General features: G+C 33.9%; 29 protein-coding genes. 20 read left to right on the forward strand and 9 right to left on the reverse strand.

Annotation, left to right across the window (positions count from 1 at the left end; translation table 11 throughout):
• Positions 1–79 precede the first annotated feature (79 nt).
• Positions 80–433, forward strand: a complete 354-nt coding sequence (locus AC1DFT_RS19480) for a hypothetical protein (protein ID WP_478161111.1) — start codon at positions 80–82, stop codon at positions 431–433.
• A gap of 627 nt (positions 434–1,060) precedes the next feature.
• Here AC1DFT_RS19480 and AC1DFT_RS19485 read toward each other — a convergent pair.
• Genes AC1DFT_RS19485 through AC1DFT_RS19500 form a run of 4 tightly spaced genes read right to left on the reverse strand, consistent with a single transcriptional unit; the run spans position 1,061 to position 5,319 of the window.
• The gene (locus tag AC1DFT_RS19485) at positions 1,061–1,291 is read right to left on the reverse strand and encodes a YczF family membrane protein (RefSeq protein ID WP_478161113.1); all 231 of its coding nucleotides are present in this window, start codon (positions 1,289–1,291) and stop codon (positions 1,061–1,063) included.
• On the reverse strand, positions 1,288–2,445 hold the full coding sequence (locus tag AC1DFT_RS19490; RefSeq protein ID WP_478161115.1) for a GerAB/ArcD/ProY family transporter: 1,158 nt from the start codon (positions 2,443–2,445) through the stop codon (positions 1,288–1,290). Before AC1DFT_RS19490 ends, AC1DFT_RS19485 begins: the two co-directional genes overlap by 4 nt.
• A 26-nt stretch (positions 2,446–2,471) precedes the next feature.
• On the reverse strand, positions 2,472–3,689 hold the full coding sequence (locus AC1DFT_RS19495) for a Ger(x)C family spore germination protein (RefSeq protein WP_478161117.1): 1,218 nt from the start codon (positions 3,687–3,689) through the stop codon (positions 2,472–2,474).
• Positions 3,679–5,319: a spore germination protein gene (locus tag AC1DFT_RS19500; protein WP_478161119.1), complete on the reverse strand. Its 1,641-nt coding sequence runs from the start codon at positions 5,317–5,319 to the stop codon at positions 3,679–3,681. The genes AC1DFT_RS19495 and AC1DFT_RS19500 overlap by 11 nt, the downstream gene beginning before the upstream one ends.
• Before the next feature lie 223 nt (positions 5,320–5,542).
• Between AC1DFT_RS19500 and AC1DFT_RS19505 the strand changes: the two genes are divergently transcribed.
• From AC1DFT_RS19505 to AC1DFT_RS19520, 4 genes are all read left to right on the forward strand, one after another.
• Complete coding sequence (locus tag AC1DFT_RS19505; protein ID WP_478161121.1) at positions 5,543–5,749, forward strand: spore coat protein; 207 nt, start codon at positions 5,543–5,545, stop codon at positions 5,747–5,749.
• A gap of 16 nt (positions 5,750–5,765) precedes the next feature.
• The gene (locus AC1DFT_RS19510; protein ID WP_478161123.1) at positions 5,766–6,128 is read left to right on the forward strand and encodes a spore coat protein; all 363 of its coding nucleotides are present in this window, start codon (positions 5,766–5,768) and stop codon (positions 6,126–6,128) included.
• A gap of 24 nt (positions 6,129–6,152) precedes the next feature.
• Positions 6,153–7,289: a zinc-dependent alcohol dehydrogenase gene (locus AC1DFT_RS19515; RefSeq protein WP_478161125.1), complete on the forward strand. Its 1,137-nt coding sequence runs from the start codon at positions 6,153–6,155 to the stop codon at positions 7,287–7,289.
• A 437-nt stretch (positions 7,290–7,726) separates the two neighbouring features.
• Entirely contained in the window at positions 7,727–8,497 is a 771-nt protein-coding gene (locus AC1DFT_RS19520; RefSeq protein WP_478161127.1) for a GNAT family N-acetyltransferase, read from the forward strand.
• A 120-nt stretch (positions 8,498–8,617) separates the two neighbouring features.
• Here AC1DFT_RS19520 and AC1DFT_RS19525 read toward each other — a convergent pair whose 3' ends face one another.
• The gene (locus tag AC1DFT_RS19525; protein WP_478161129.1) at positions 8,618–8,941 is read right to left on the reverse strand and encodes a transposase; all 324 of its coding nucleotides are present in this window, start codon (positions 8,939–8,941) and stop codon (positions 8,618–8,620) included.
• Positions 8,942–9,632: 691 nt separating this feature from the next.
• Between AC1DFT_RS19525 and AC1DFT_RS19530 the strand changes: the two genes are divergently transcribed.
• The 3 genes from AC1DFT_RS19530 (at position 9,633) to AC1DFT_RS19540 (ending at position 10,678) form a co-directional block, all read left to right on the forward strand.
• A complete protein-coding gene (locus AC1DFT_RS19530) occupies positions 9,633–9,755 on the forward strand; it encodes a hypothetical protein (RefSeq protein ID WP_478161131.1) in 123 nt (40 codons plus the stop codon).
• A 35-nt stretch (positions 9,756–9,790) separates the two neighbouring features.
• Positions 9,791–9,958 carry a hypothetical protein gene (locus tag AC1DFT_RS19535; RefSeq protein WP_166462496.1) on the forward strand — a complete coding sequence of 56 codons (168 nt, stop codon included), beginning with the start codon at positions 9,791–9,793 and terminating at the stop codon, positions 9,956–9,958.
• 546 nt (positions 9,959–10,504) lie between these two features.
• Positions 10,505–10,678 carry a DUF4083 family protein gene (locus tag AC1DFT_RS19540; protein ID WP_478161133.1) on the forward strand — a complete coding sequence of 58 codons (174 nt, stop codon included), beginning with the start codon at positions 10,505–10,507 and terminating at the stop codon, positions 10,676–10,678.
• A gap of 537 nt (positions 10,679–11,215) precedes the next feature.
• Here the strand turns inward: AC1DFT_RS19540 and AC1DFT_RS19545 are convergent.
• Positions 11,216–11,605: a spore coat protein gene (locus AC1DFT_RS19545; protein WP_478161135.1), complete on the reverse strand. Its 390-nt coding sequence runs from the start codon at positions 11,603–11,605 to the stop codon at positions 11,216–11,218.
• Positions 11,606–12,141: 536 nt separating this feature from the next.
• Between AC1DFT_RS19545 and AC1DFT_RS19550 the strand changes: the two genes are divergently transcribed.
• From AC1DFT_RS19550 to AC1DFT_RS19565, 4 genes are all read left to right on the forward strand, one after another.
• On the forward strand, positions 12,142–12,240 hold the full coding sequence (locus AC1DFT_RS19550; protein ID WP_478161185.1) for a hypothetical protein: 99 nt from the start codon (positions 12,142–12,144) through the stop codon (positions 12,238–12,240).
• Between the two features lie 382 nt (positions 12,241–12,622).
• Positions 12,623–12,868 carry a hypothetical protein gene (locus AC1DFT_RS19555; protein ID WP_478161137.1) on the forward strand — a complete coding sequence of 82 codons (246 nt, stop codon included), beginning with the start codon at positions 12,623–12,625 and terminating at the stop codon, positions 12,866–12,868.
• Positions 12,869–12,974: 106 nt separating this feature from the next.
• Positions 12,975–13,430 carry a GNAT family N-acetyltransferase gene (locus AC1DFT_RS19560; RefSeq protein WP_478161139.1) on the forward strand — a complete coding sequence of 152 codons (456 nt, stop codon included), beginning with the start codon at positions 12,975–12,977 and terminating at the stop codon, positions 13,428–13,430.
• 152 nt (positions 13,431–13,582) lie between these two features.
• The gene (locus AC1DFT_RS19565) at positions 13,583–14,377 is read left to right on the forward strand and encodes a serine hydrolase (RefSeq protein ID WP_478161141.1); all 795 of its coding nucleotides are present in this window, start codon (positions 13,583–13,585) and stop codon (positions 14,375–14,377) included.
• Between the two features lie 283 nt (positions 14,378–14,660).
• Here the strand turns inward: AC1DFT_RS19565 and AC1DFT_RS19570 are convergent, their stop codons facing one another.
• From AC1DFT_RS19570 to AC1DFT_RS19580, 3 genes are all read right to left on the reverse strand, one after another.
• Positions 14,661–15,383: an NADPH-dependent F420 reductase gene (locus tag AC1DFT_RS19570; protein ID WP_478161143.1), complete on the reverse strand. Its 723-nt coding sequence runs from the start codon at positions 15,381–15,383 to the stop codon at positions 14,661–14,663.
• Between the two features lie 108 nt (positions 15,384–15,491).
• Entirely contained in the window at positions 15,492–16,262 is a 771-nt protein-coding gene (locus AC1DFT_RS19575; RefSeq protein WP_478161145.1) for an SDR family NAD(P)-dependent oxidoreductase, read from the reverse strand.
• A gap of 174 nt (positions 16,263–16,436) precedes the next feature.
• A complete protein-coding gene (locus AC1DFT_RS19580) occupies positions 16,437–17,195 on the reverse strand; it encodes an SDR family NAD(P)-dependent oxidoreductase (RefSeq protein ID WP_478161147.1) in 759 nt (252 codons plus the stop codon).
• Positions 17,196–17,369: 174 nt separating this feature from the next.
• On the opposite strand from AC1DFT_RS19580, the gene AC1DFT_RS19585 reads away from it, so the two are divergent.
• The 8 genes from AC1DFT_RS19585 to AC1DFT_RS19620 all read left to right on the forward strand — a co-directional run bounded on the left by AC1DFT_RS19585 (position 17,370) and on the right by AC1DFT_RS19620 (position 22,439).
• Complete coding sequence (locus AC1DFT_RS19585; RefSeq protein WP_478161149.1) at positions 17,370–17,975, forward strand: TetR/AcrR family transcriptional regulator; 606 nt, start codon at positions 17,370–17,372, stop codon at positions 17,973–17,975.
• 132 nt (positions 17,976–18,107) lie between these two features.
• Positions 18,108–18,515: a histidine kinase gene (locus AC1DFT_RS19590; RefSeq protein ID WP_478161151.1), complete on the forward strand. Its 408-nt coding sequence runs from the start codon at positions 18,108–18,110 to the stop codon at positions 18,513–18,515.
• Entirely contained in the window at positions 18,481–18,915 is a 435-nt protein-coding gene (locus tag AC1DFT_RS19595; protein WP_478161153.1) for an NUDIX hydrolase, read from the forward strand. Before AC1DFT_RS19590 ends, AC1DFT_RS19595 begins: the two co-directional genes overlap by 35 nt.
• A gap of 13 nt (positions 18,916–18,928) precedes the next feature.
• Positions 18,929–19,498: a histidine phosphatase family protein gene (locus AC1DFT_RS19600; RefSeq protein WP_478161155.1), complete on the forward strand. Its 570-nt coding sequence runs from the start codon at positions 18,929–18,931 to the stop codon at positions 19,496–19,498.
• 167 nt (positions 19,499–19,665) lie between these two features.
• A complete protein-coding gene (locus AC1DFT_RS19605; protein WP_478161157.1) occupies positions 19,666–20,178 on the forward strand; it encodes an RNA polymerase sigma factor in 513 nt (170 codons plus the stop codon).
• Entirely contained in the window at positions 20,162–21,115 is a 954-nt protein-coding gene (locus AC1DFT_RS19610; RefSeq protein ID WP_478161159.1) for an anti sigma factor C-terminal domain-containing protein, read from the forward strand. The genes AC1DFT_RS19605 and AC1DFT_RS19610 overlap by 17 nt, the downstream gene beginning before the upstream one ends.
• Before the next feature lie 305 nt (positions 21,116–21,420).
• Positions 21,421–21,816, forward strand: coding sequence for a topoisomerase (locus AC1DFT_RS19615; protein ID WP_478161161.1), 396 nt, complete (start codon positions 21,421–21,423; stop codon positions 21,814–21,816).
• A 224-nt stretch (positions 21,817–22,040) separates the two neighbouring features.
• A complete protein-coding gene (locus AC1DFT_RS19620) occupies positions 22,041–22,439 on the forward strand; it encodes a membrane lipoprotein lipid attachment site-containing protein (protein WP_478161163.1) in 399 nt (132 codons plus the stop codon).
• The last annotated feature ends 174 nt before the right edge of the window (positions 22,440–22,613 follow it).

Genomic DNA, 22,613 nt, shown 5'->3' on the forward strand with positions numbered 1-22,613 from the left:
GTATTAGGTATTAGGGGAAACGATTTACACAACTTCTGTTCCGAGCCATACAAAGCCAGAGACATTAGAGGTGCTTGCAATGCAAGCAAATGTTTTCAGTTTATACGAGACGGAAGTGAGTGCTGCACAGTTACAACCATTTCAGTTTGAAAACGCAACATATATAATCGATGCATTAKAAATCAAACAAGACACATTACATTTACAAATTTCTACGGAAGGAGCGCCAGAAGTTCGTGCAGAAAGTTGGGAGATGGTCATTGACGATCGTTTAATTGTTTCTGACCGAACGACTGTAAATTTTATAAATAATCGTACCGTTTATAAACTACAATTTGACGGTCAACAACAAATTCCAAGTACATTCAAATTAGTGCCGAATACTGTAGAGATAAAAAAACAAATTGAACCGATCGTATTAGAATTAGACTGATTACAAGACTCTCACTTAGTAAATAACTGCATTGAGAGTCATATTATTCAACTAACGGGTGGCGCGACAAATTCTATTATAAGCGCTTTTTAGCGTGAAAATACAGGAGATTTATAAAAAAAAAATTTTAACTTTACAATGGAGGATAGGAATAATGGAGTCATGTTTCCTGAAACTATCCCATCAATACTCCTGCATGCGTCCTGATTTGTATAGCTACGTTGTAAGATGCTTGAAAAGTAAGGAACGTTGATTCAAGGGCTGTCACCCGAAACGGTTGCTATAAGCCGCCTTATGGCAAAATGCATTTGAGGGGTACGACCAGTGAAGCCTCTGTAATCGAGGTGGAGGAACAGCCCTAAGTCTAGTGATAGGTAATAATTATTTTTCAGCTGTGCATTGCACGGGTCGGGTAAGAATGTGGGAACATCATTTCGCAGTAGAATGATGCCACAGTGCCAAGTTCTTCGATGAAATATTCCATAAGTCATGATACTTAATAAGTTCTTTATTGATTGGCTTCGGGGGCTAATCAATAACAATAAGGACATGAATTAGCTTGGGTAAGCTATAACCAAGAGTAGCAAACAAAGCAATAGAACTGTACAGTAATATACTACATATTTTTTATCTTTGTTGTTTCTTTTTTCTTTTATTATAAAAGGTACGAACTGGACCAACAACCATGAAAACAATTAAGAGAAAGAAAATAACTATTTCTGTTACTTCCATCACTAGAAAAGGCCTAATAGCATTATTAATGGAGGTCTTTAGGTCAAATCCTAAAAGAATGTCCATGCATAAAGAAAAAACAGTTAAAAAGACGAAAATCAGAATAGAAATACCGATTATTTTCATTTTTTGTCACGCTCCACTAAACGATACTTCCTTTTTGGAAATAAATTTTTGCTTTGCTTACTTTTCATTTTTTTGTTCTTAATAAATGCAATCAGAAGTAACAGACTTGGAATAATTACTTGAAGCGGGAGATGCAAATAAAGGGTGATAACATGAAGCCCTTCTTTAATATGTTCAGAATAATTACTGGCGATTGTTATGGATAGAATCAGGATGGCTAGTCCTAATGGGAAAGCTAATCGTGCGGATTCTTTGACTTTAAATAAATTGGCTGTTCCTACTACAGATGCATAGAAAAACACACACATTTTAAAAAATACACCGATAACCGTTATTAGTATAAAATAAACATCTAACCGTTCTAAAAATCCAGATACCTCAATTGTTTGTATAGTAGAAAGAAGGGGGAAGGGTGAACGGGTAATGTTATTTACACCAAGTACACTAACATTTATGGCCATGACTGACGCTAATATGAGTCCGCTGCATCCCATTGCTAATAAACCGATTCGTTTCACTTTTTTCGGTCGATTTAAATAGGGGAAGATCATAGCAAATATAATCACCTCACCAAATGGAAAGTACAGGGTTTGAGTAAATGTCGTTTTTAAAACAGGCTTGATACCTTCTTCAAGCACAGGTTCTAGGTTAGAAATTTGTATTATCCCGGAAACAACTATTAAAAAAAGAACGCTAATCCCAAGTAAAATTATTAGAATAAATAGTAGTTCACTTGTTCGCGCTAATACCTCAATACCCTTACGAATTGTATATATAACTAAAAGAACCATCAATGTATTTAAAATAAAAAAAGGAGTTTCCCAATAAAAGGATGTAATTAGCATTTCTCCGAAATCCCTCAACACTCTTGCAGAAAGATATATAAAATAGAGTACGTAAATGAAGGCCAATATTTTCCCCAAAAACCTTCCCATAATTTTTTGTATATATTCAGTTGGAGGTATATCTGGATAATAGGAGTAGAGACCATGGTAGATCAAATATAAGCAAAAACCACCAGCCATACCAATCAAAATAGCAAGCCATGCATCTTGATTTGCTTCTATTGCAATAGGTACCAACAAGGCACTACCAAGTTCAAACAAGACAATTAGAATGAAAAGCTGATATGCGCTGATTTTTGCCTTTTCCAATGATTTTTCACTCCATTTCTTGACACTTATTGTTTCATATCTGAAAGATACGAATTGGTTCTAAGACCAGAACGTCGTATAAATGCTTCTACCTTCACATTTACCTTTAAGTTTGGAAAATATGTGTCATTCCAATCGTCCTTCATTTTTTTCCATTTTTCTGGATCAGAACGATGGACCACTTCCCCAAATCCGAAAATATCTGATTTGTTTTGCTGCGTTCGCATAACAGTGTTTTCTAATTGCTTCTTAATTTCTTTTTCTAATTCCTTTTCTATATCCAAAATCTCATACGGATCGGTTAGATCAATTTGTGACCTTACTTCGCGAATATCACCTTCCGCTCGTACTCTAACTGTAATGACAGGGAGGTCGTTTGTTGTATCAGCTGAGACTTTTGTTTTTTGACGGAGCACGTTGTAAGCCAAGATGTTTTCCTGTCCTTCCCAGTCTAATATCACATCTGTCTGTTGGATTTTGTCCAAGATCCATACTACTCCTCTAGACATATCACCTTGATACCAGTCAATCAACTTTCCTTCTTTAAAAATGGCAAGTCCGTCAGATTCAAGAGTGGTATCCAGTTCAGACTGTTGAATATTCTCCATCTTTTTTCCTTGTTGGATATCTCCTTTTAAGCTAAATCCGCTAATAACTGTTTCTTTCCCTGCAGAGGTGAGAGTAGTAATAACGTCCTGAAGGGTAACTTCCATACTTTCTCCTCTTGCTCTTTCTGTAGTCTGTAAAGTTCCGTTCACTTTCTCGGCTGGAATCCTATCAATAGCAGTCAAAGATTTAAGAAGATCACCTGCTTTTGTATGATGGGCTATTACAACCCTTGACGTCGTTCGAATTTCTGGATCTCGTTCAAAGGCGTCTAAAATAGCTGTAATGCCTTCTTCTCTTGCTAACTCCTCACTAATAACAATTAGATTAGCATGTCCGTGATATAGCCTTCTTGAAATTTTAGATGTCGCATGGAAATGTGCTTCCAGAACACTGTCTCCCATTGCAGTGTAAACGGTAACGGTGGGGCTTTGGCCACTTCCTCCACCTTGAAGTCCTCCCGCTACGTTTCCAGGATTGACAAGTTGAATGGTCTTGACATACTTACCCTCTTCGTTTTTATCAATCGCCATGGCAGATATTAACGCTAGTTCATTTAACTCTTTTTTGCTCCAACACCCTGAGATGAAGACTGTGCTTGTCATAATCAAGAAAAGAAGAATCCATTTATGATTCATTCCGTTCACCTTTTTCCATGTTAGTAGTATTTTTCATAATACGAGTACGAGGAGGCTGTGGTTTCTGATCTTCCCCTTGACTAACCCTATTTTGGCCACTCATCAATCGTGGTCTTTTCTTGTATGCCCAAATCGGTCTACGGAAAATGGTATCACCTGCTTCCTCACGGATAAATGGTGCAAGAGGTGACATATATGGAACACCAAACGAACGTAGGCTACATAAGTGAACTATCAGCAGAATAAACACTAGAATAACTCCATAAAAACCGAATGTAGCTGCACTGACCATAAAAATAAATCTAACTAAACGGGCTGATATTGCAACTGCATAGGAAGGTGTCGCAAAACTGGCGATTGCTGTCAAAGAGACTACTATTACCATTGCAGGTGACACAATGCCAGCCTGAATTGCAGCCTGTCCAATGACAAGAGCTCCTACTATAGAGATAGTGGAACCCATAGCTTTGGGCATGCGAATACCCGCTTCTCTTAAAATTTCAAAAGTTATTTCCATTATGAGAGCTTCTATAAATGCAGGAAACGGAACAGATTCCCTTTGTGCTGCAATAATAATAGCCAATTTTGTTGGAATCATCTCCTGATGAAAGGTGGTAGCTGCGATGTATATAGCAGGGCCGACAAGGGATATAAAGAAGATTACAGTACGTAAAAAGCGAATAGCTGTTGCGATATCAAAACGTTCATAATAATCTTCAGCTGATTGAAAAAAATCTATAAATAGGGCAGGGACCAGCAATACAAAAGGAGTTCCATTAACGAAAATGGCAATTTTTCCCTCTAGCAAATTTCCGGCCACAGTATCTGGCCTCTCTGTATGATATATCGTAGGAAAAGTAGTATTTGTTTGATCTTCTATTAGCTGTTCAATATATCCGGATTCTAAGATGCCATCAATGTTTATTCCTTTTAAACGTTTACGTACTTCTTCTATGATTTCATTCTTTGCGATGCCATTTATATACATAATTGAAACTTCAGTTTTTGTCATTTTGCCAATATTGATGGACTCTACCCATAAATCTGTATTGTTAATTATTCTACGAACCATGGCTGTATTTGTCTCGATTGACTCGTTAAACGCTTCTTTAGAGCCTCGAATAGAAACATCTGTAGTAGATTCCTGAACAGACCGTCTCTGTCCACCTTGTGTGCTCGCACAAACCCCTTTTCTTATTCCATCGATGAGCGTAATAGTTTCACCCGACATTAATGCAGTAAATAGTTTTTCCCAGCCACTAACTACTTTAATTCCGCCTACAGCAACTACATCTTCGATGAGAACTTCTAACACGTCTTGTGGTATGAGCTTTTCACTTAAATTTTGGTTATTCATAATTGAATCGATTACAAAATCCTGAACCGATTGATTGTCAACCATTCCTTTTACATATAAAATGGCTATTTTTATCTTGGAATTATGACCAATTTTTAATTGGCGGATTACGATATCTGAACTGTTTCCTGTCTTTTGTTTAATGACTTCAAGATTCTTGCTCAGAGAGCTTTCGATGAGGTTCGGTGGTCTGTAGTTAGATTGATTTTGATTGTTTATCTCTTGGATCTTTCTATCACTTTTTGGATTCTTTCGTTTTAAAAATGAAAACATAGCTCAAATACCTTTCTTTTTCAACCCATTTTGTTCATGATAAGTTCTTTTTAAACAAAATGAAAAAGATTAGTCATAAATAAAAATCAAATGGGAGATTTCTCATGAAGATTTTAAATTTTTTTTCATTATACACACAATTTATAGGCCACAATTATTCTGAATATAAACTTCATTTTTGGGGCAATCTTATATGTATGAAAAGATTTGGAGGTGCAAGAATGTGTTTGAAAAAAAATTAGCACTTCATGAAACTTTGGAATTTCATGAAGTAATAAATTTTAAGTCAGTATGTTTACTTAAATCTAAAATGATGCAAGGTATCGTATTTGACCAAGATCTAAAAGCGCTAATGGAGAAGGATGTAAAACAATCTATACCAGCTTTAACTGCAATGATAAAACTATATTCAAATGCTGAGTTAAAATAATCGGAGGTCGGTTCGTATGAATGATTATTTAGATCCTATAAATTCTGTTGGAATGCCTGAACTTACTGATTCAGGTATAGCCCTTGAATTTTTGTTATCCGCAAAAATTGGGGTTAGAAATCTTTCAATAGCATTGACAGAAACAGCAACACCTACAATTAGAAAGTTATTACAGGAACAACTGGATGTAACCATTGCCTTATATTTCGAAATTGCAGATCTCATGATGAAAAAACAATGGTTAAACCCATACGATTTGGAACTCCAAAAACAATTGGATATAAAATCCGCTCAAAATGCAGTAGATATAGCTAATTTAAATCTCTTTCCGGGTGTTACAAATCGAAAAGGAATGTTTCCAAGCCCACCGAAGAATTAATGAATAAAGAAGGAGATTTAAATAATGAAAGCTGTTACTTTTCAAGGTGTTAAAAATGTTCAAGTAAAAAACGTGAAAGACCCAAGTATCCAAAAAGCGGATGATATCATTGTTAAACTGACTACTACTGCCATTTGCGGATCAGACTTACACTTAATTCATGGGATGATCCCAAACCTTGGAGAGGATTATGTTATTGGACATGAACCTATGGGAATTGTAGAAGAAGTCGGTAAGGATGTAACGAAAGTAAAAAAAGGGGATCGCGTTATCATCCCATTTAATATAGCATGTGGTCAATGTTGGTACTGTAATCATGAATTAGAAAGTCAATGCGACAATGCGAATGAAAATGGAGAAATGGGCGCATATTTTGGATACTCAGACACGACGGGAGGTTTCCCAGGTGGTCAAGCAGAATTTATGCGAGTTCCATATGCTAATTTTACACCTTTTAAGATTCCAGAAAACAGTGAGGTAGCGGATGAAAGTTTAGTGTTACTTGCAGATGCTGCATCTACAGCATTTTGGAGTGTAGACAATGCGGGAGTGAAAGCAGGGGATACGGTCGTAATTTTAGGATGCGGTCCAGTTGGTCTGTTAGCACAAAAATTCGCGTGGTTAAAAGGTGCAAATAGAGTTATTGCAGTTGATTACGTTGGTTATCGTTTAAAACATGCAAAACGTACGAATAAAGTGGAGATTGTTAACTTTGAAGATCACGAAAATTGTGGTGAATATTTAAGAGAAATAACACAGGGGGGAGCAGATGTAGTCATTGACTGCGTAGGAATGAGTGGAAAAATGACTCCACTGGAATTTCTTGCATCTGGTCTGAAATTACAAGGAGGAGCAATGGGAGCTCTAGTAATCGCAAGTCAAGCTGTTCGCAAAGGTGGAACAATTCAAATTACAGGAGTTTACGGGGCACGTTATAATGCATTCCCATTAGGTGACATCTTTCAACGGAATGTGAATATTAGAACAGGTCAAGCTCCAGTTATTCACTACATGCAGCATTTATATAATTTAATTGCGGAAGGTAAGGTTGATCCAAGTGATATTGTCACTCATGTACTTCCTTTAGATCAAGCTAAGCATGGCTATGAAGTATTTGACACCAAAATGGAAGACTGTATAAAAGTTGTACTAAAACCGTAAATATAGCAGTTTATTTTTCGAGCATCTCTTATGAGGTGCTTTTTTTAGGATTTTAGAGAGAATTATAATTGTAGTTGAAGAAAGATTACGTGTAATTACGAACTTTTACGAACCATTTTCGTTAAATTTTGTAGAATGTTGATAGGGTGGAGTTTTGATGGTCGTTCCTGCAATAATAACTTTCTTCCTTTTAAAACGATAATTTATTATCTATTCTTAGCAGATATAAATTACAATATGAGAGTAGAAAACCTAGTTGGAAATATCATTTGTTTTGCACCATTTGGTTTATTTTTCCTTTAATATTTAAAAGAGCTTGGCAAGTGGCACCACCTGCTTTGACAAACATGACCAATATTTCGATGGACTTGGCTTAAAAATATCGCTTAACAATCGAAAGCTTAATTTTGCGAAAGACTTGGTGGAGGTATAACGAAATGATTATAGTACCAACAGAGCATTTTAATATAATAAAAGAGAAAATTAAAGAAGCACCAACATTTGTATTTAGCGTATTAGATTACATTATTAAAGGAACTGTACTTGCAGATTCCACCAATTATGAATCATTGCTTATTAAAACGGATTCAGGGTTGTATTACGTTACAGGGCGATCATCCGATGAGCTATTTCTTAAGAACATAGTTAGAATAAATGAGGAATCAGTAAATCAAGGGAAAAGGTTCACATTATTTTCCATTGACACTGCTTGGAATCAAGCAATTGAAAAATGCCTCGAGAAGAAAGTAAAAAAAATACAACGTTATGGTTTCTCTTTTGATTTAGCGGCATATAAAAATAGAAAAAGAAGTGATATTAGCGAGTATGATGTTACAAAAATTAATCAATATTGGATTGAACATTGTTTGGAATTTGATAAAAGATACTATGAGGAATATTGGGATTCGACGGAGAATTTTCTTCAAAATGGGATTGGTTTTTGTGTGAAGAATGGAGAGAGGATTATCAGCGAAGGAGTTTCCATTTTTAAATCTAGTTATTATGCGGAAGTCGATATAATAACCGATTCAAATTACAGAGGAAAAGGGTCAGCAAGTATTGTAGCTGAACAATTTATAGATTATTGTCTTTCCCATAATATTCAACCACGTTGGGATTGTGATGTTGAAAATGTTGCATCAATCAATTTAGGTAGTAAATTAGGGTTTAATAATCCAAAAGAATATACTGTCTTTATTAAAATATAGTTCATTATTAAACTAACGACGCAGTTTAGTTCAATAAGGGATATTTATTAATTGTGTTGAAAAAGTATACTAGTGGAGAGTGATTCTTTCTTACTCGAACGAGAAACTGTATATTCCTCTCTAATCAACCGCCGATTTTGTTTTATGGGCATACCCTCGGTCCATTACATACAGTGCGCCGTCTGCGTCGATAATGTGATTGACTGCGTCAGAATCAGCTACGTTTCCCGTAGATAGTATCATCTTTTCCGGAAAAACACTATCATGCGAAGCGACGACAATTCGGACATGTAGCTTGATTCCACAGGAATCTTTTGAGATTGCCTTCCAATTTGCGGCGTTATTAGGCAACTTGATATAGGTACCAACAATGATTCGAAGGAGACCAACGTTGGCATTCAACCCTTTAGCATCCCCTTTTAAACGCCAGTAATGTGCAGCCAAACGGCCGAAAAATCACCTAAATGGACGTATTCAGCTCTGATAAACCTCGGCCAATTGTCGAATGACTGATCGACTTTAATCCGATTTGTTCTAAAAACTTTGGTATAGAACAAAGTAATAATAATCATCGTACTAACATATCATTCAAAGGATCTATACGTTTTTTTCCCATTGCGGAAGCTACTTAGCTTTGGACGCTGATATTCTAAAAATAACACTTAATATTCAGAAAGGTGTTGACATTCAGAAATAAGTAATGATATCCTATAGTAGTTAGATATTCAAATTAGAAATGGAGGTACGGAAAATGACTACATTTAGAACTTTAAAAAATAATCGTATAGTGATTTCGTGCCCAACCGCTAATTATTTTTTTGTAAATAATTAAAGAACGGCATGTTATGCCGTTCTTTTTCTATGAGCACACGCTTATGTAAAGAAGCGTGTGCTCTTTTGTGTGCATTTTTAGAAATTCTGGTGTTTTCACGCATTGCGTGTTGCATATATAAACAAAATAACAAGAAAAGGAGTGCTGGTGATGATGATCATGAAACAGCGAAGAAAGGTATTAAAAAGGGAATCTCTCGAAAGTGGATAGCACGGGTTGGGGAAAGAAAAACCCCAGTTGATTAAAATGATGCTATTAGTTTAATCGGAAAAATAATAAATGAAGAATGAAGGAGGAAAAAAAATGATGATACTAAAAATGAATGGTAAGCAGATTAATAAATTTGTAGGTAAAAATAAATTGGAGTCGCCAACACACTATTTAGGTGAAAAGTGGCTAACAGGAATGGTGCTAGCCACACCTTAACAATATAATTGGACTTCTCCTTAAGGAGAAAAATAATGTTTACGATTAACGATATAGAATATGCAAAGCAACGAATGGCTGACTTGGAAAAGGAAGCAAGACAATATAAATTAGGACATAACTACCTATCTAGAAAAAAGAAAATCCAAAAATCTTTTTTGAAAAGAGTCTTGAGTTATTTTACACGCGTAAATTCAAAATAACCTTCAGAATTGGTAACGATAAGTTGACATAAAGTGAACCTTTAATCAGTGGGGGTATTACTGCTAGTTAATGTGGGATAAAGAACCCCATTGAATTCGCAACGGCGCTAGGGACGCCCCTCGCCATAAGCCAAGCAGCTTCACCGCTGGTCTGATGACTTTGGCTACCCCTGTAAAGGCTCCTGCACTTAGTTCGTTTAGATATTCATTTGTTCGATTTATATAGATAGTAGTCAATTACCTATTCATAACTAAGAATAGATCTCTAGCGCGTGTGAGTACGTACTAGAGATCTTTTTGATTAGAAATATCGATAATTAAGTGAGAGGTACCCGCATTCTGAGCCGATTATTGCTGGAATTGGGGATATCCCCTTGAGTCTTTCGCGATTAAGTTGTTCTCAGATATGCATTGTGAAATGGTACACATAAACTAAAGCCGCAGTTTAGTTTAATAAGGATTGCTAAACAAATAGAGGGTTGTAACTTTTCGTTATTCTATCCGTATAGAGAAGTAGATTAAATTTTAGGCGTGATATTAGTCAATGTGAATATTGGAGATGTTTTAAGAACTTTAATATATTTAGTCTTTGTTATTTTAGTTTTTGCTATTATTTTTATTGCTTTCAAACGATTAAAAAATTCAACTAAAGAGAAACAGATAATTAACCAAAAATTAGACACTATTTTGCAAAAGCTAGATGAACAAAATAAAAAGTAATTTTTACCCTCTACACTATTAAGCTAACGGGTGCTTTAGTTAAAGATCATGGGTTGCTTAGGCAACTCTTTTTTCTTTTAAAACTAACGCGGCAGGTTAGTATTATACATCATTCGGTTAATTTCACATATGTTAGAATGTAGAAAAACGTAACAGTGGAAAGAAGGTGTAGTTTTGATAAAAACAGTATTTGTAGGTTTAATATCATTTATCAGTGTAAGTAGTTTACTTCTATTGATTGGATATTTGTTTGATTTTAAATTGTTCATGTATAATTTTTACAAAGAAACTTCAACAGGGTTCGAAGCAGGAGGTTCAGTAATTTCTTTTATTATCGGGATAATTTGTAGCTATTTTATTGGTAATTACTATCAAAAAAGACAACTTAGTTGTTAAGCTAACGGGTTGTTAAGAAATAATAAAGTCGTTTAATTTTGAAGTGTTAACATGCATAAATACCTTCAAAATAAAAAACAAGCTCCCAATAAAATTGTTCGCTTGTTTTTTTTACCCTTACATATAAAAGGGCGATAACATTTAGTTAATGAAATTTTGAGGAATACATTCACGAACACCAGAATTTTGCAATGAGTTAAATAATGCTGCACTGATCCTTAATATAACATTGGTATCAGTACCATTTTCTAAATCATAGATTACAAAGTATGCATTATCAACTGTAAAGATACATTTTCGTTCTAATTCAAATCCAGGTGGTACAGTTGGAAGTCTAAAAACTGGTACACACACGTCTGTATCTCCTTCATCTCTGATAAAATTGAAAGTTTGTTGGTCAATCTCATAGATATTAACTGGATCAATCTCCACACCTTTATCTGGAACTGTAATTTCATCTTCAACTAATAGGAAAAAGCGTTCGTTTCGAAAATTGAAAAGACATCTAGAGCCAATTTCAAATGATGCCATTTTATATTCACCTCCTTTCTTATTTATAAGCTATTCGTATCGAATACAATTGCTTGGACAATAAGGAAGGTAAAGTGAAGAATGATTAAAATAAACGTTCATAGTAGTTGTTCTAGCATGACTGCTAAAGAAGCAACCGTTGAATACATGGAGGTTGTTTAATTTCGATCGTAAGAAGATAATCCTCAAAATATATATTAATAAAGTTGTTTAAAATTGGACTATAAAGCCCTTATAATTTAAAGTTCACCCTTTTTAAACAACTTTATTATGATGGAACACGGGTGCTTTACTTCAAGAAGGAGTATAGTCTTTTTTCTTCTTAAACTAAAGAAGCAGGTTAGTTGAAGAAGGATTATTTTCACCTTATATAGAATACTTTAATTTGTAAGATTTTTCGAAGAAGATAAGGAGTTAGTTAGTGTGTAGGATTTGTAAGTAGACATTTAGAAAGAGATTTATCATTGCCAAAGCATCGTAACAAACTCTTGGAAAATGCATTAAAAGATTAAACATCAGATTCTAATGTTTTAGCTATTTACCAAGCGGGTTCATTAGCTAGAGGGAACTTTGACAATTATTCCGATATTGATTTACATACTATTGTTACTCCTGATAAGAAAGGTGAATATTAAAAACAACCGCAATTGAGCAAGTAAATAGGGAGAGGTATTATTTTATGAAGATTTTAATCCTTATTCACCTGTTATGGTTACCCATTATGATTCCTTTATAAAAGTAGCTAGCTGGTATCATTCACCTGAAGAAGTTGTGCCTTCCATCTGGTTAAAAGGATATAAAGTTCTTTACGACCCAAATAACATTATAAGTAAGGTCATAAAGGAATCATCATATGAAGTTTATAAACCGTCATTGGACGAAGTTGTTTTTTGGAGAGGAAAACTTCTTGCTTTTATACACGAAACTTACCGATCAGTTAGGCGAGAAGAAATATATTTTGCTCTATCTAATTTAGATAGAGTCCGATGGTTAATTGTTTCTGGTTGGTATATGGAGATGGAACAACATTTAGATAGCCCATACGGTGTTTGGTCAAAAATTGAGGGGAAAAGAAGTAAATTAAATCATTGGCAGTTATCCCTTTTGGAGAATTGGGACTGTGGTCGTAATACTAATCAAATCATGAAAACAATGGTCAGTATGGTTACAGAAATTCTTAGACTGAATAAATATCTGAGTATGAAAGTTAATATAGAACAAAATGAAGACTATATCAAAAAAATCATAGAATTGGCATACTAATATAATAAATTTTTAAAGAAAGGCGTTCTATTATGTAGTACGCCTTTTTGTTGAATTTATTGAACTAACGAAGCAGTTTTGTGGAAGAAGAAAATAGCAGAATGAGGTGGGTCCATTGATTAAAATAATTGACATCAGTAATAGTAAAAACGCTGAAGATGTTTTAAACATTCAAATACCATCATATAAGGTAGAGGCAGAAATAATTGGTTCATATGAAATACCACCATTAAAGGATACAGTTTATACTTTGCAACATTGCGGAGAAGCTTTCTTTGGTTATTATGAAAATGAAGAATTATGCGGAGTAATATCTATAAAAGTAGACGATGATGTTGATATACATAGGTTAATCGTACATCCAAACCATTTTAGAAAAGGGATTGCACAGTTGCTTTTAAATTTCATTGAAACTAAGTTCCAGATTGAAACAATAAAAGTAGCGACTGGTTCTAAGAATATTCCAGCAGTTAGTTTTTATAAAAAGAATGGATTTCGAAATATTAAAGAGGTCATTGTAAATGAACAACTATCCTTAACCTTTTTTGAAAAGAAATTATAATTTTTTTATTGAAGTAAAGAGTGCTTTAGTGGTACAAGGCTGTCATTAGATAGCCTTTATTCTTATTCAACTAAAGACGCAGTTTAGTTGAACAAGGACAAGTTTACAGAGAGAATAAGTAACTAGAAAATATTGTGAAGTGGGGTTCGGAAATGGAGAAAGTTCTTGAAAAAATAAAGGAATTAGAGTCAGGTGAAGTGGGAATTATTATTTATTCTCAAGTAAAACAAGATATACTTTTATCATTAAATAAAGGTTTAGTAGTACCTCTTGCTTCTGCAGCAAAAGTTGCAATTGCCTTTTGTATCGCAAAATTAATTGAAGAAAGACACTATAAATGGAGTGATATTGTTGAAGATATAACTTTAAATCCTGAAGAGGATAGTAACGAAGTATATCCTCACTTTCAAAATAGAGTAAACCTGGCACTGCGAGATGCGGTGGAAGTGATGGTAGCCTGTCACGATAGCTTTGTTGCGGACAGGATTGTTCTATTTTGTGGTGGATGGGAAATGATTAACCAAAAATTAAAATCCTATTTTAAAAACATAAATATAACTCAGAATCCCAAAGACTTAGATAACAAGGGTGAATTGGGTGAGATGTTAGAACTTTTACGATTAATACATCAAGGGTACAAAACTAATCCTGATCTATGGATTCCAGTTATTAATGGTATAGTTAGGCAACGAGGTGATATAGAAGGTATACCAAGCCATTTTTTAAATCATATGACTGGTGGATTAGATAATGTTGTAGTTGATATTGGGATAATGGGTGAGTTTTCCAAAAATCCAATATTATTTGTTTTGGGAGCAAAGGAGTTACCAAATCGATATAAAGGGAACTTAGCAGATGAAATAATTATTGATGCAATGAAATTAATTTATGATGAATATTGCAATCAAGAAGTTGAACAGGAAAATGATAGTATATCTAATTCATAGTGCTTATTCAACTAACGGTTGCTTTACTTCAAGAAGGAGTAAAGCTTTTTTTTCTTATTGAACTAAAGCGGCAGGTTAGTTGAAGAAGGGATGCTATAAAATACACATTATGTGGATGGAAGACTGCGGATATGCCGTAACTAATTGGATGAATTAGTGGAAGAGTTTACAGTTAAAAGTTTACAATATGCTAAAATAGTGATCAAAATATCCTTGATCACTATATTTAGATCCAAATGTCTTTTATTTAATTTAAAGCAATGATCAATGTGGGCTTCATAAATTATGAATTATATGTTTCTCTGTTTAGATTCACAATATCTTTATGTGAAAATCCAACTGAAAAATTCTCCATTACCTTATCCCGTAGGAATGGGGCTTTTTCTTTATTTGCCTTTTCTATTGCTTCCGTTAGTTCCTTTTTTGTTAGTTCTGTGCAGTATGCAGGAGTTCCTGGCTGTTGTTTCCACGAATCACTTAAAGAACCACTATCTACTGTATCGAAACCTAGCTCATTCACTAAGTCCATTATTATTTGTTTTTGTGATAGGTCATTACCAGCAATCGCCATGGCAATGCGACCACTAGTACATTCGGGGGTTCCTTTATTTTCTAAAGTATAAGCTAATAGATTGCTGAAAGCTTTAATGATAGGTCTACCTAATTGATTTGAAACCCAAACACTTTCAACCATCCCGTTCTCAATTTCTTCAATTTTATTGTCTCTAAAAGGATAATAATTTGAAGTGTCTACAGTGATTACTTCTTCCCCAGCTTTACTTACAATGTTGCGAATGCTTGGCACTACATGAAGAGGAATAGATATTATAAGAACGTCAATATTTTTTATTACATCTTCCACACTCACGGGTGTTCCAGCAATCTCTTTTCCTTCTAAACGTCCAATTTCCCGAGCGTCTGCAATTTTAACATCATGTCCATTGTTGACTAACTTTTTAGAAATACTTGTTCCTATTGGTCCTGCACCGATAATTCCAAATCTCATTATTGTTCCTCCTAAATATAATTTGGTTTGTTTATGATTCAATATCAGCTACTTCAGTATTAAATCGTGTGGCTGTAAAAGAAGTTCTATGAATAGCATATTAATTAATTACTTTGTTGATGTAGCCCCTCCATCTACTACAAATTCACTACCTGTAGCAAACTTAGACTCATCTGATGCTAAAAACAACACCATATATGCAAGGTCTTTAGGATCACCTAAATGCGGTGGAAGAGGGAAATTGGCTTCAATTGTTTCTCTTAATTCAGGGTGATCCCTTAGTGAGCTTTCTACCATCGGGGTATTAATTACACCTGGATGTACAGAATTCACACGAATATTATCTTTTGCCAGTACTTTTGCAGCGTGCTTTGTCATCGAGCGAACAGCACCTTTAGATGCACTGTAGGCTACATCATACCCATCGGGACCTCCACCAACAAGAGCACCGATCGATGACATGTTAATGATTGAGCCTTTACCATTTTCCTGCATTTTAGGGATAACAGTTTGCATACCTAAAAATACACTTGTTGCGTTTATTGCCAAAACTTTGTTCCATTCTTCTAAAGTTGCTTCTTTAACACTTTTTCCTATCTGAATAGCGGCATTATTTACTAATACGTCTACTTTACCAAACTTTTCAACAGTTCTATCAATAGCACTTTTCCATTCATCCGGAGAAGTCACATCTAGTTTTAAGGCAAGTGCATCCCCGCCGTTAGCATTAATTTCATTTATTCTTTCTTGTAAAAGTTCGAATTGTACGTCTACCGCTACTACCTTTGCTCCTTCTTCAGCAAAGGTTTGGGCCATAGTTAACCCCATTCCTCCTGCAGCACCTGTAATAATTGCTACTTTATCATCTAATCTTGCCATTCTATTTTCCTCCTAGAAAAATATTTTTGATTCCACAATAATCTTAGAGACACCCTATCGGTGTAATAAAAATCAAGTACAAGAGTGTACGAAGCATATAAGCTATTATATTTTCTATTAATATGACACCTAGAAGTTCTAATAGCTTATGTTCCCTAGCTTCAAAGTCTTTATTTACTTGTTGATAGTAGCTCTTGCTCCATCAACTACATAGTCTCCGCCACTTATATAACTAGCTTTATCAGATGCTAAGAATACGATTAATTCGGAAACTTCTTTTGGATCTGCAAAACGTTTCATTGGAAGGAGATTTTCAGACACATCATCAATTTGCTCTTTAGTTAATGTAGCTTCAGCCATAGGTGTGAGTATTGCTCCTGGCAGAACAGCATTGACTCGAATGTTTTTATCAGCAAATTCATATGCCGCTTGTTTTGTAAGCCCTCTAACTGCAAATTTTGAAGCAGTATAAGCTGGATTCACTGTAATATCATGTCTCAATCCAGCAAGGGAAGAAACATTTATAATAGACCCTTTATTATTTTCAACCATTGTAGGTAAGACTGCTCTCATGCCGTAAAAAGTTCCATTTTGATTAATATCAATTATTTTTTTATACAAGCCTTCTTCTAAATCCAATAGACCTGTTATTGCACCTGCAAGTCCTGCATTATTCACTAAAATATCGATGTTACCAAACATATCTTTAGCCGTTTGAACAATGTTAGTCCAACTTTTAGGGTCTGTTACATCTAGCTCTACGAAAATAGCTTTGTCTTCTCCGATGTCTTTTGCAACTTTCTCGCCATTTTCAACATCAAGATCTCCGATTACAACTTTTGCACCTTCGTCAGCAAGCTTTCTTGTATGAAATTCCCCCATACCTTTTGCTCCGCCAGTAATAATCGCTACTTTACCTTCTAATAGTCCCATTATTTGTTCCTCCTATTTATAATTACGTAGTTTAAATAAAAGCGCTTACGTATAAATTATAAGATTCGTTCGATATAATGTTAATAAGCATACATACTACATATGTTGAAGACTCAACAAAGTGAATGAATTTGTTCAGCATATTTTAGAATAGAACGGAAATGAGGTTGATTTATGTTGAATAATTCAAATCGTCAATCCAGAAAAAAACAAATAACAAAGGATTTATTAAAAAATGCTTTTATCGATCTTATTTTGGAAGAAAACAATGTAAATTCTATTACCATTAGCGATATTACCAATCGGGCTGATTTTAATAGAGGTACATTCTATATCCACTATCAAGATAAAATTGACCTCTTGGAAGATTTATACCAAGATGCTATTGAAGTGATACACCAATCGATAATAGAACCATACAAAAATATGAATAAGGTGTTTTTTGATGGGGTTATACCTTCGATTGAACTGTTATTTGAATATATCCGAAGAAATAAAAGGTTGTTTAGATGCCTAGATACGATAGAGAACCATCCAGATATATATAATCGTCTTGAGCAATTTTTATGGAATTTATTCAATAAAGAAATTCATATTGAACGGGAAACTAATGCTCAGGAAACAGAGTACGAAATTTTTCTTAGCTTTCAAATTCACGCTACAGTGGGTGTCATTAAGTATTGGATTAAAAAGGATTTTACCTTCTCTACAAAATTTATGAGCGAACAACTAACATCTTTTTATTCAGATAAAGTAATTGCGATGAAATGGAAGAATTGACACTTTAATTGATAGTAGTTGATTAATGCAAAAATTTTAAAGGGGTAGCTTTTTTCTCTTGCCCTAACGCGGCAGTTTAGTTGAATAAGGGAGTAGAGATATAATGGGTTTTACAATGGGGGAAAATTACAAATGAATGAAAAACAAAATCTACTTTTACAAAACTTAAAAAATATAAAGGATTACTGGACAAAAACAGCCGTTGATGGCCTAAATACTAATACAGATTTAATCTGGTCTGATTATGAAGACGAGTATAAAATTCTTCAAACAAAACTTACATCACAGGAAGATTTAATTGCTTTTCATAAAGTTCAAAGTGAAGTTATTCAAGGTGCAATTCACTCGATTTTAGTTATGATTGATGGTGGCGATGAACTTGCTAATAATTATTTAATTGATTTAGTGGATAAAGAGACAAATGAGWCACTAAAAAAAGAAGTTGCTTTACACGAAGAATTTGTTATGTATTTACATTGTCTATCAAGTATTTGGGGGGATTTTAATGTTCATTGTAAATGTAGAGGGTGCTATTTTTAAAAATGGAAATTGGTTAATAATAGAAAGAAGCAAAAAAGAAGAACACGCAGGTGGTTTGCTATCACTGGTGGGTGGTAAAGTGGAAGTGGAAGGGAACTCATCGGATATTTTAGAAAGAACTATTAAGCGTGAAATTATGGAAGAAATAGGTGTGAAGATTACAAACAATATTAAATATGTACATAGTACTACATTTGTAACGGATATTGGTGAACATGTCGTTGATATTGTATTTCTTTGTGAATATTATTCGGGAGAACCGTTTGCCAAAAGTCTTAATGAAGTAGATTCTGTAATGTGGTTATCTTCAGAAGAGATATATAACCATCCCAAAGCACCAATTTACTTAAAAGAAAGTATAAAACGAGCTAATTTGTTGATTGAAAATATAAATGCATAGAAGGTGTGGTTGCATGGATAAAGAGATATTTATTATTAGGCACTGTGAAGCAGAAGGCCAATCATCCGAGTCAAATCTTACAGAAAGAGGTTCGCAACAGGCTATTCATTTAGCCCGATTTTTCTCTAGCATTAAGATTGATCAAATTATATCAAGTCCTTTTATGCGTGCAATTCAATCTATTGAACCAACAAGTCAGGAAAAAAAGTTGAATATTGAAATTGAAGATCGTTTGTCTGAACGTATACTAAGTTCAACAAATTTACCAGATTGGGTTGAAAATTTAAAAGCTACATATATTGATTTAGAGTTGAAATTTAATGGCGGGGAATCAAGTCAAGAAGCGACGAATCGTGCTATAAACGTTATAGAGGACATTATAAAAAGTAATAGTCAAAAAACAATTATTGTAACTCATGGAAATTTAATGACCTTAATTTTAAAGTATTTTAATAATGAATTTGGTTTTGAAAACTGGAAAAATCTTAGTAATCCTGATGTTTTTCTTTTACAGTTCAAGAGCAGTGAAGTTGTATATAAACGTCTATGGCAAGAAGATATATATCTAAAGAGTTTAAAATAACATAAAAAAGCTTATTGAACTAGGGGGCCATTACTTCAAGAAGGAGTAAAGCCTTTTTTTATTTCTCAACTAAAGAAATATACGTTAAAGAGAATAAGTAATCTATATTTATAATTTTTTTGTTGACCTTTTTATTATTGAAACGTTTTAAAGGTGGGAGGTTTGAAATGAACGATTCCATGATGGGGAAAAAACTAAATGAGATACTAAAATTTGTTTACTCTTACCTAATAAAAATGGGTGCATCAAAGGAAGATGCAGAAGATATTATTCAAGATACTGCTTATAAATTTTTACAATACATAGACTCAGTCCAGTTTAATAATACCCAAGCTTGGCTTTTTAGAGTAGCAGTAAATCAATATTATGATATGTCCCGTAAGAAAACTAGGCGAAGAGATATATTATTGAAATTCAACTTACAAGAAATATTTGAGGAAGAAACACCTGAAAAGGCCCTCATGCAAATTGAGTTAGAAAGGGATATTCATGAAATCTTAACTAAATTAAAACCAAAATACAGGCAGTTGCTTCTTCTGAAATATAGTACAGGACTAAAAATAAAAGAGATTGCAGAACTGTATAGCATGAAAGAAGGGTCTGTTAAGACTATTCTCCATAGGGCAAGAAAAGAATTTATAGAACAATATAGGAGGCATGAAAATGAACAAGGAAAATGAGTTTTTTCCTAAAGATCTTGATTTTGAGAAATTAGTAAAAAAAGCAAAGAAACGTTCAATGATAAGAATGGTGCTCATTTCATTAGTTATTAGTCTGATTGTGTTACCTGGTCTATATATTATTGGAGATAGAGTGATGATAATAAAAATGGAAAAGGAGACCGACTTAGATTCGACTTGGAACGATATTATGGGCGCTAACATTGAAGAGCAAGGTACAACATACAATTATTCTCCAACTTCAGCAACTGCAAAAATGAAGATAGTAAAAAATGTAGGAGGAGTACCAATCCCATGGGGTGAACAGGAGAAAGTATTTACTATTTTTGGAACATCTAGATTGATTAATACTACTGGTGCTTATGGAACAGGTAGCATAGATGAGAGAATTCCTTTATATTATCAAGGTGAAAGAGTAGTTGAATTTTTTCATCCACAAGTTAACTATAAGCAAATATTTGATGACAGGGCTTTACTTAATAATATTGATGATAACTCTGTTGTAGAAATGGCTTTTTCATTTAATAAAGGATACTCAATAGAGGAAGTAAACCAAGTATTTAAAGAACATTTAGCATGGTATTGGGTAGATACCTTTAGTAAGGATGTCATTAAAGAGATAAACGATTTCTCTAGAGGCTCTACCATAAATGGATTTGGAGCATATGGATTTCAATATAACCAACATCCACAGGCTAATCCTGCATCTAACTTTATATCTATTTTAGAGATGGTAAAAGAGGATGGTGGTAATTATCAAAATGAAGCAGAGGTAATTTTTAATAACTTAACTAATCAGGGCAAAATGAAACKAGAACCTCAGAACCTTAAAATTATTGGTGTAGTAGTTACTGGAAAACCAAGTGATCTAATAAAGTTTAGCGATAAATCCATGATTCGCGGTGCTACATTAGGAGCAACAACAGACCAATATTAAAATGGAGTGGATACCAGTAAAACTGACTTATGAGGAGAAGGGCGTTATAAAAAAAGTTTCATTTCATAATGCCAATATTATTTTAGGTTTTAGTGGGATTATGTGGGTTGCCTTAGTTGGATTTAATCAAGTACATTTGTATATTGCTTCAACCTTACCTATTTTAAATGATTTATCTTGGTTAGTATGTTATATATTTCAAGTGAATATTACAAATTTGGAACTTTACCAATATATATAGTCAAACTTATGTATGATGAATTGTTGTGGAATGTACACTTTATTTTTGAAAGGAGATTTTAGAAATGATGAAACAAGCTTTAATTTCAGGAATTTTATTTTGTTCAATCTTGTTAGTTGGATGTAATACAACCGAGGTATTAGAAAGCGAGCAGGAAGTAGTAGTTTCTAAGAGCAACGGGGGGAATGATGTAATATCAACTTTATTATCTGAATTAAAAAATGAAATATTAGTATCTATTACAGAGCAAACGGAACTTGAAAGTGATTCACTAGCAATAATGTTAGGTGGTGGTACTGATGAAATAACAGTTTCAGTAGGTTTCCCGAAGGATGAAAAAATTGATGATACGTTGATTCAACAAATAGTTGAAGATTCTATTAAGAATGTTTCTGAAACAGAAACAACTAGCGAAGAAAAAATAAAAATGAAAGTAAAAATACAGATCGAGAAATACTAACAGGGTAGTTCTTAAAGTACACAAACAGCCTTAAAAAAAAAAGTAGGTTTATAGGTATGTGAATAAATGTACTTAAACTAACGGGTGCTTTACTTCAAGAAGGGTAAAGCCTTTTTCTTATTGAACTAATGCAGCAGTTTAGTGTAATAAGAGGTATTTATATACAATTGTCKAAATAGTTATTACCTAGGGACAATTGAATCCGCATTTGAGGGGGAGTTATGTTGAGAAAAATAGTTATTTTACTATTTGCAATGATTCTACTAACAGCTTGTTCAAATCAAGAAACTATTAAAGCTACTGGTGAAGGCGACTTGTGGAATGCACATCTAATATACGAGATGACCGATACCGATCTCCTTAACAGAGGGGGAATTGAATATACAGGAGATGAGGAACTCCTATATGTCACTTATACGGTAGTTACTGACGAAGGAGGACTTGGTGGGGAAATTGAACCTCAAGAAGAACAAACTGCAATATCCTTTGGGACGGGCGGAGGGAATAATCCTCCAGCTACTAAAGATGAAGCAATTATATCGTTAAACCACGCTACTGTTGAAATTAAATGGCGGACTAATACAGGCGAATATGAAGAACTAATTAACTTTAAAGTTAATTAGTTTTTACGTTGACATCTCCGTTCTTCTTCAACTAACGGGTGCTTTAGTAAAGTTCATAGGGTTGTCTAAGCATTTCTTTTTCTATTGAATAAAAGCAGCAGTTTAATTGAATAAGCCAGAACATATGTGGCAGGGTAGTAAACAAGAATTCATAAATCTCTTTTTCCATTGGAA

The sequence above is a fragment of the Psychrobacillus sp. 05T411 genome (assembly GCF_056396485.1).

Coding starts and splice junctions, on each gene's coding strand:
- AC1DFT_RS19600 (WP_478161155.1), top strand. CDS start 18,929: ATGGATAAAGAGATATTTATTATTAGGCACTGTGAAGCAGAAGGCCAA.
- AC1DFT_RS19510 (WP_478161123.1), top strand. CDS start 5,766: ATGAATGATTATTTAGATCCTATAAATTCTGTTGGAATGCCTGAACTT.
- AC1DFT_RS19545 (WP_478161135.1), bottom strand. CDS start 11,605: ATGGCATCATTTGAAATTGGCTCTAGATGTCTTTTCAATTTTCGAAAC.
- AC1DFT_RS19515 (WP_478161125.1), top strand. CDS start 6,153: ATGAAAGCTGTTACTTTTCAAGGTGTTAAAAATGTTCAAGTAAAAAAC.
- AC1DFT_RS19500 (WP_478161119.1), bottom strand. CDS start 5,319: ATGTTTTCATTTTTAAAACGAAAGAATCCAAAAAGTGATAGAAAGATC.
- AC1DFT_RS19605 (WP_478161157.1), top strand. CDS start 19,666: ATGAACGATTCCATGATGGGGAAAAAACTAAATGAGATACTAAAATTT.
- AC1DFT_RS19535 (WP_166462496.1), top strand. CDS start 9,791: ATGTTTACGATTAACGATATAGAATATGCAAAGCAACGAATGGCTGAC.
- AC1DFT_RS19580 (WP_478161147.1), bottom strand. CDS start 17,195: ATGGGACTATTAGAAGGTAAAGTAGCGATTATTACTGGCGGAGCAAAA.
- AC1DFT_RS19615 (WP_478161161.1), top strand. CDS start 21,421: ATGATGAAACAAGCTTTAATTTCAGGAATTTTATTTTGTTCAATCTTG.
- AC1DFT_RS19530 (WP_478161131.1), top strand. CDS start 9,633: ATGATGATACTAAAAATGAATGGTAAGCAGATTAATAAATTTGTAGGT.
- AC1DFT_RS19570 (WP_478161143.1), bottom strand. CDS start 15,383: ATGAGATTTGGAATTATCGGTGCAGGACCAATAGGAACAAGTATTTCT.
- AC1DFT_RS19555 (WP_478161137.1), top strand. CDS start 12,623: ATGGAACAACATTTAGATAGCCCATACGGTGTTTGGTCAAAAATTGAG.
- AC1DFT_RS19495 (WP_478161117.1), bottom strand. CDS start 3,689: ATGAATCATAAATGGATTCTTCTTTTCTTGATTATGACAAGCACAGTC.
- AC1DFT_RS19595 (WP_478161153.1), top strand. CDS start 18,481: ATGTTCATTGTAAATGTAGAGGGTGCTATTTTTAAAAATGGAAATTGG.
- AC1DFT_RS19565 (WP_478161141.1), top strand. CDS start 13,583: ATGGAGAAAGTTCTTGAAAAAATAAAGGAATTAGAGTCAGGTGAAGTG.
- AC1DFT_RS19585 (WP_478161149.1), top strand. CDS start 17,370: ATGTTGAATAATTCAAATCGTCAATCCAGAAAAAAACAAATAACAAAG.
- AC1DFT_RS19575 (WP_478161145.1), bottom strand. CDS start 16,262: ATGGCAAGATTAGATGATAAAGTAGCAATTATTACAGGTGCTGCAGGA.
- AC1DFT_RS19485 (WP_478161113.1), bottom strand. CDS start 1,291: ATGAAAATAATCGGTATTTCTATTCTGATTTTCGTCTTTTTAACTGTT.
- AC1DFT_RS19520 (WP_478161127.1), top strand. CDS start 7,727: ATGATTATAGTACCAACAGAGCATTTTAATATAATAAAAGAGAAAATT.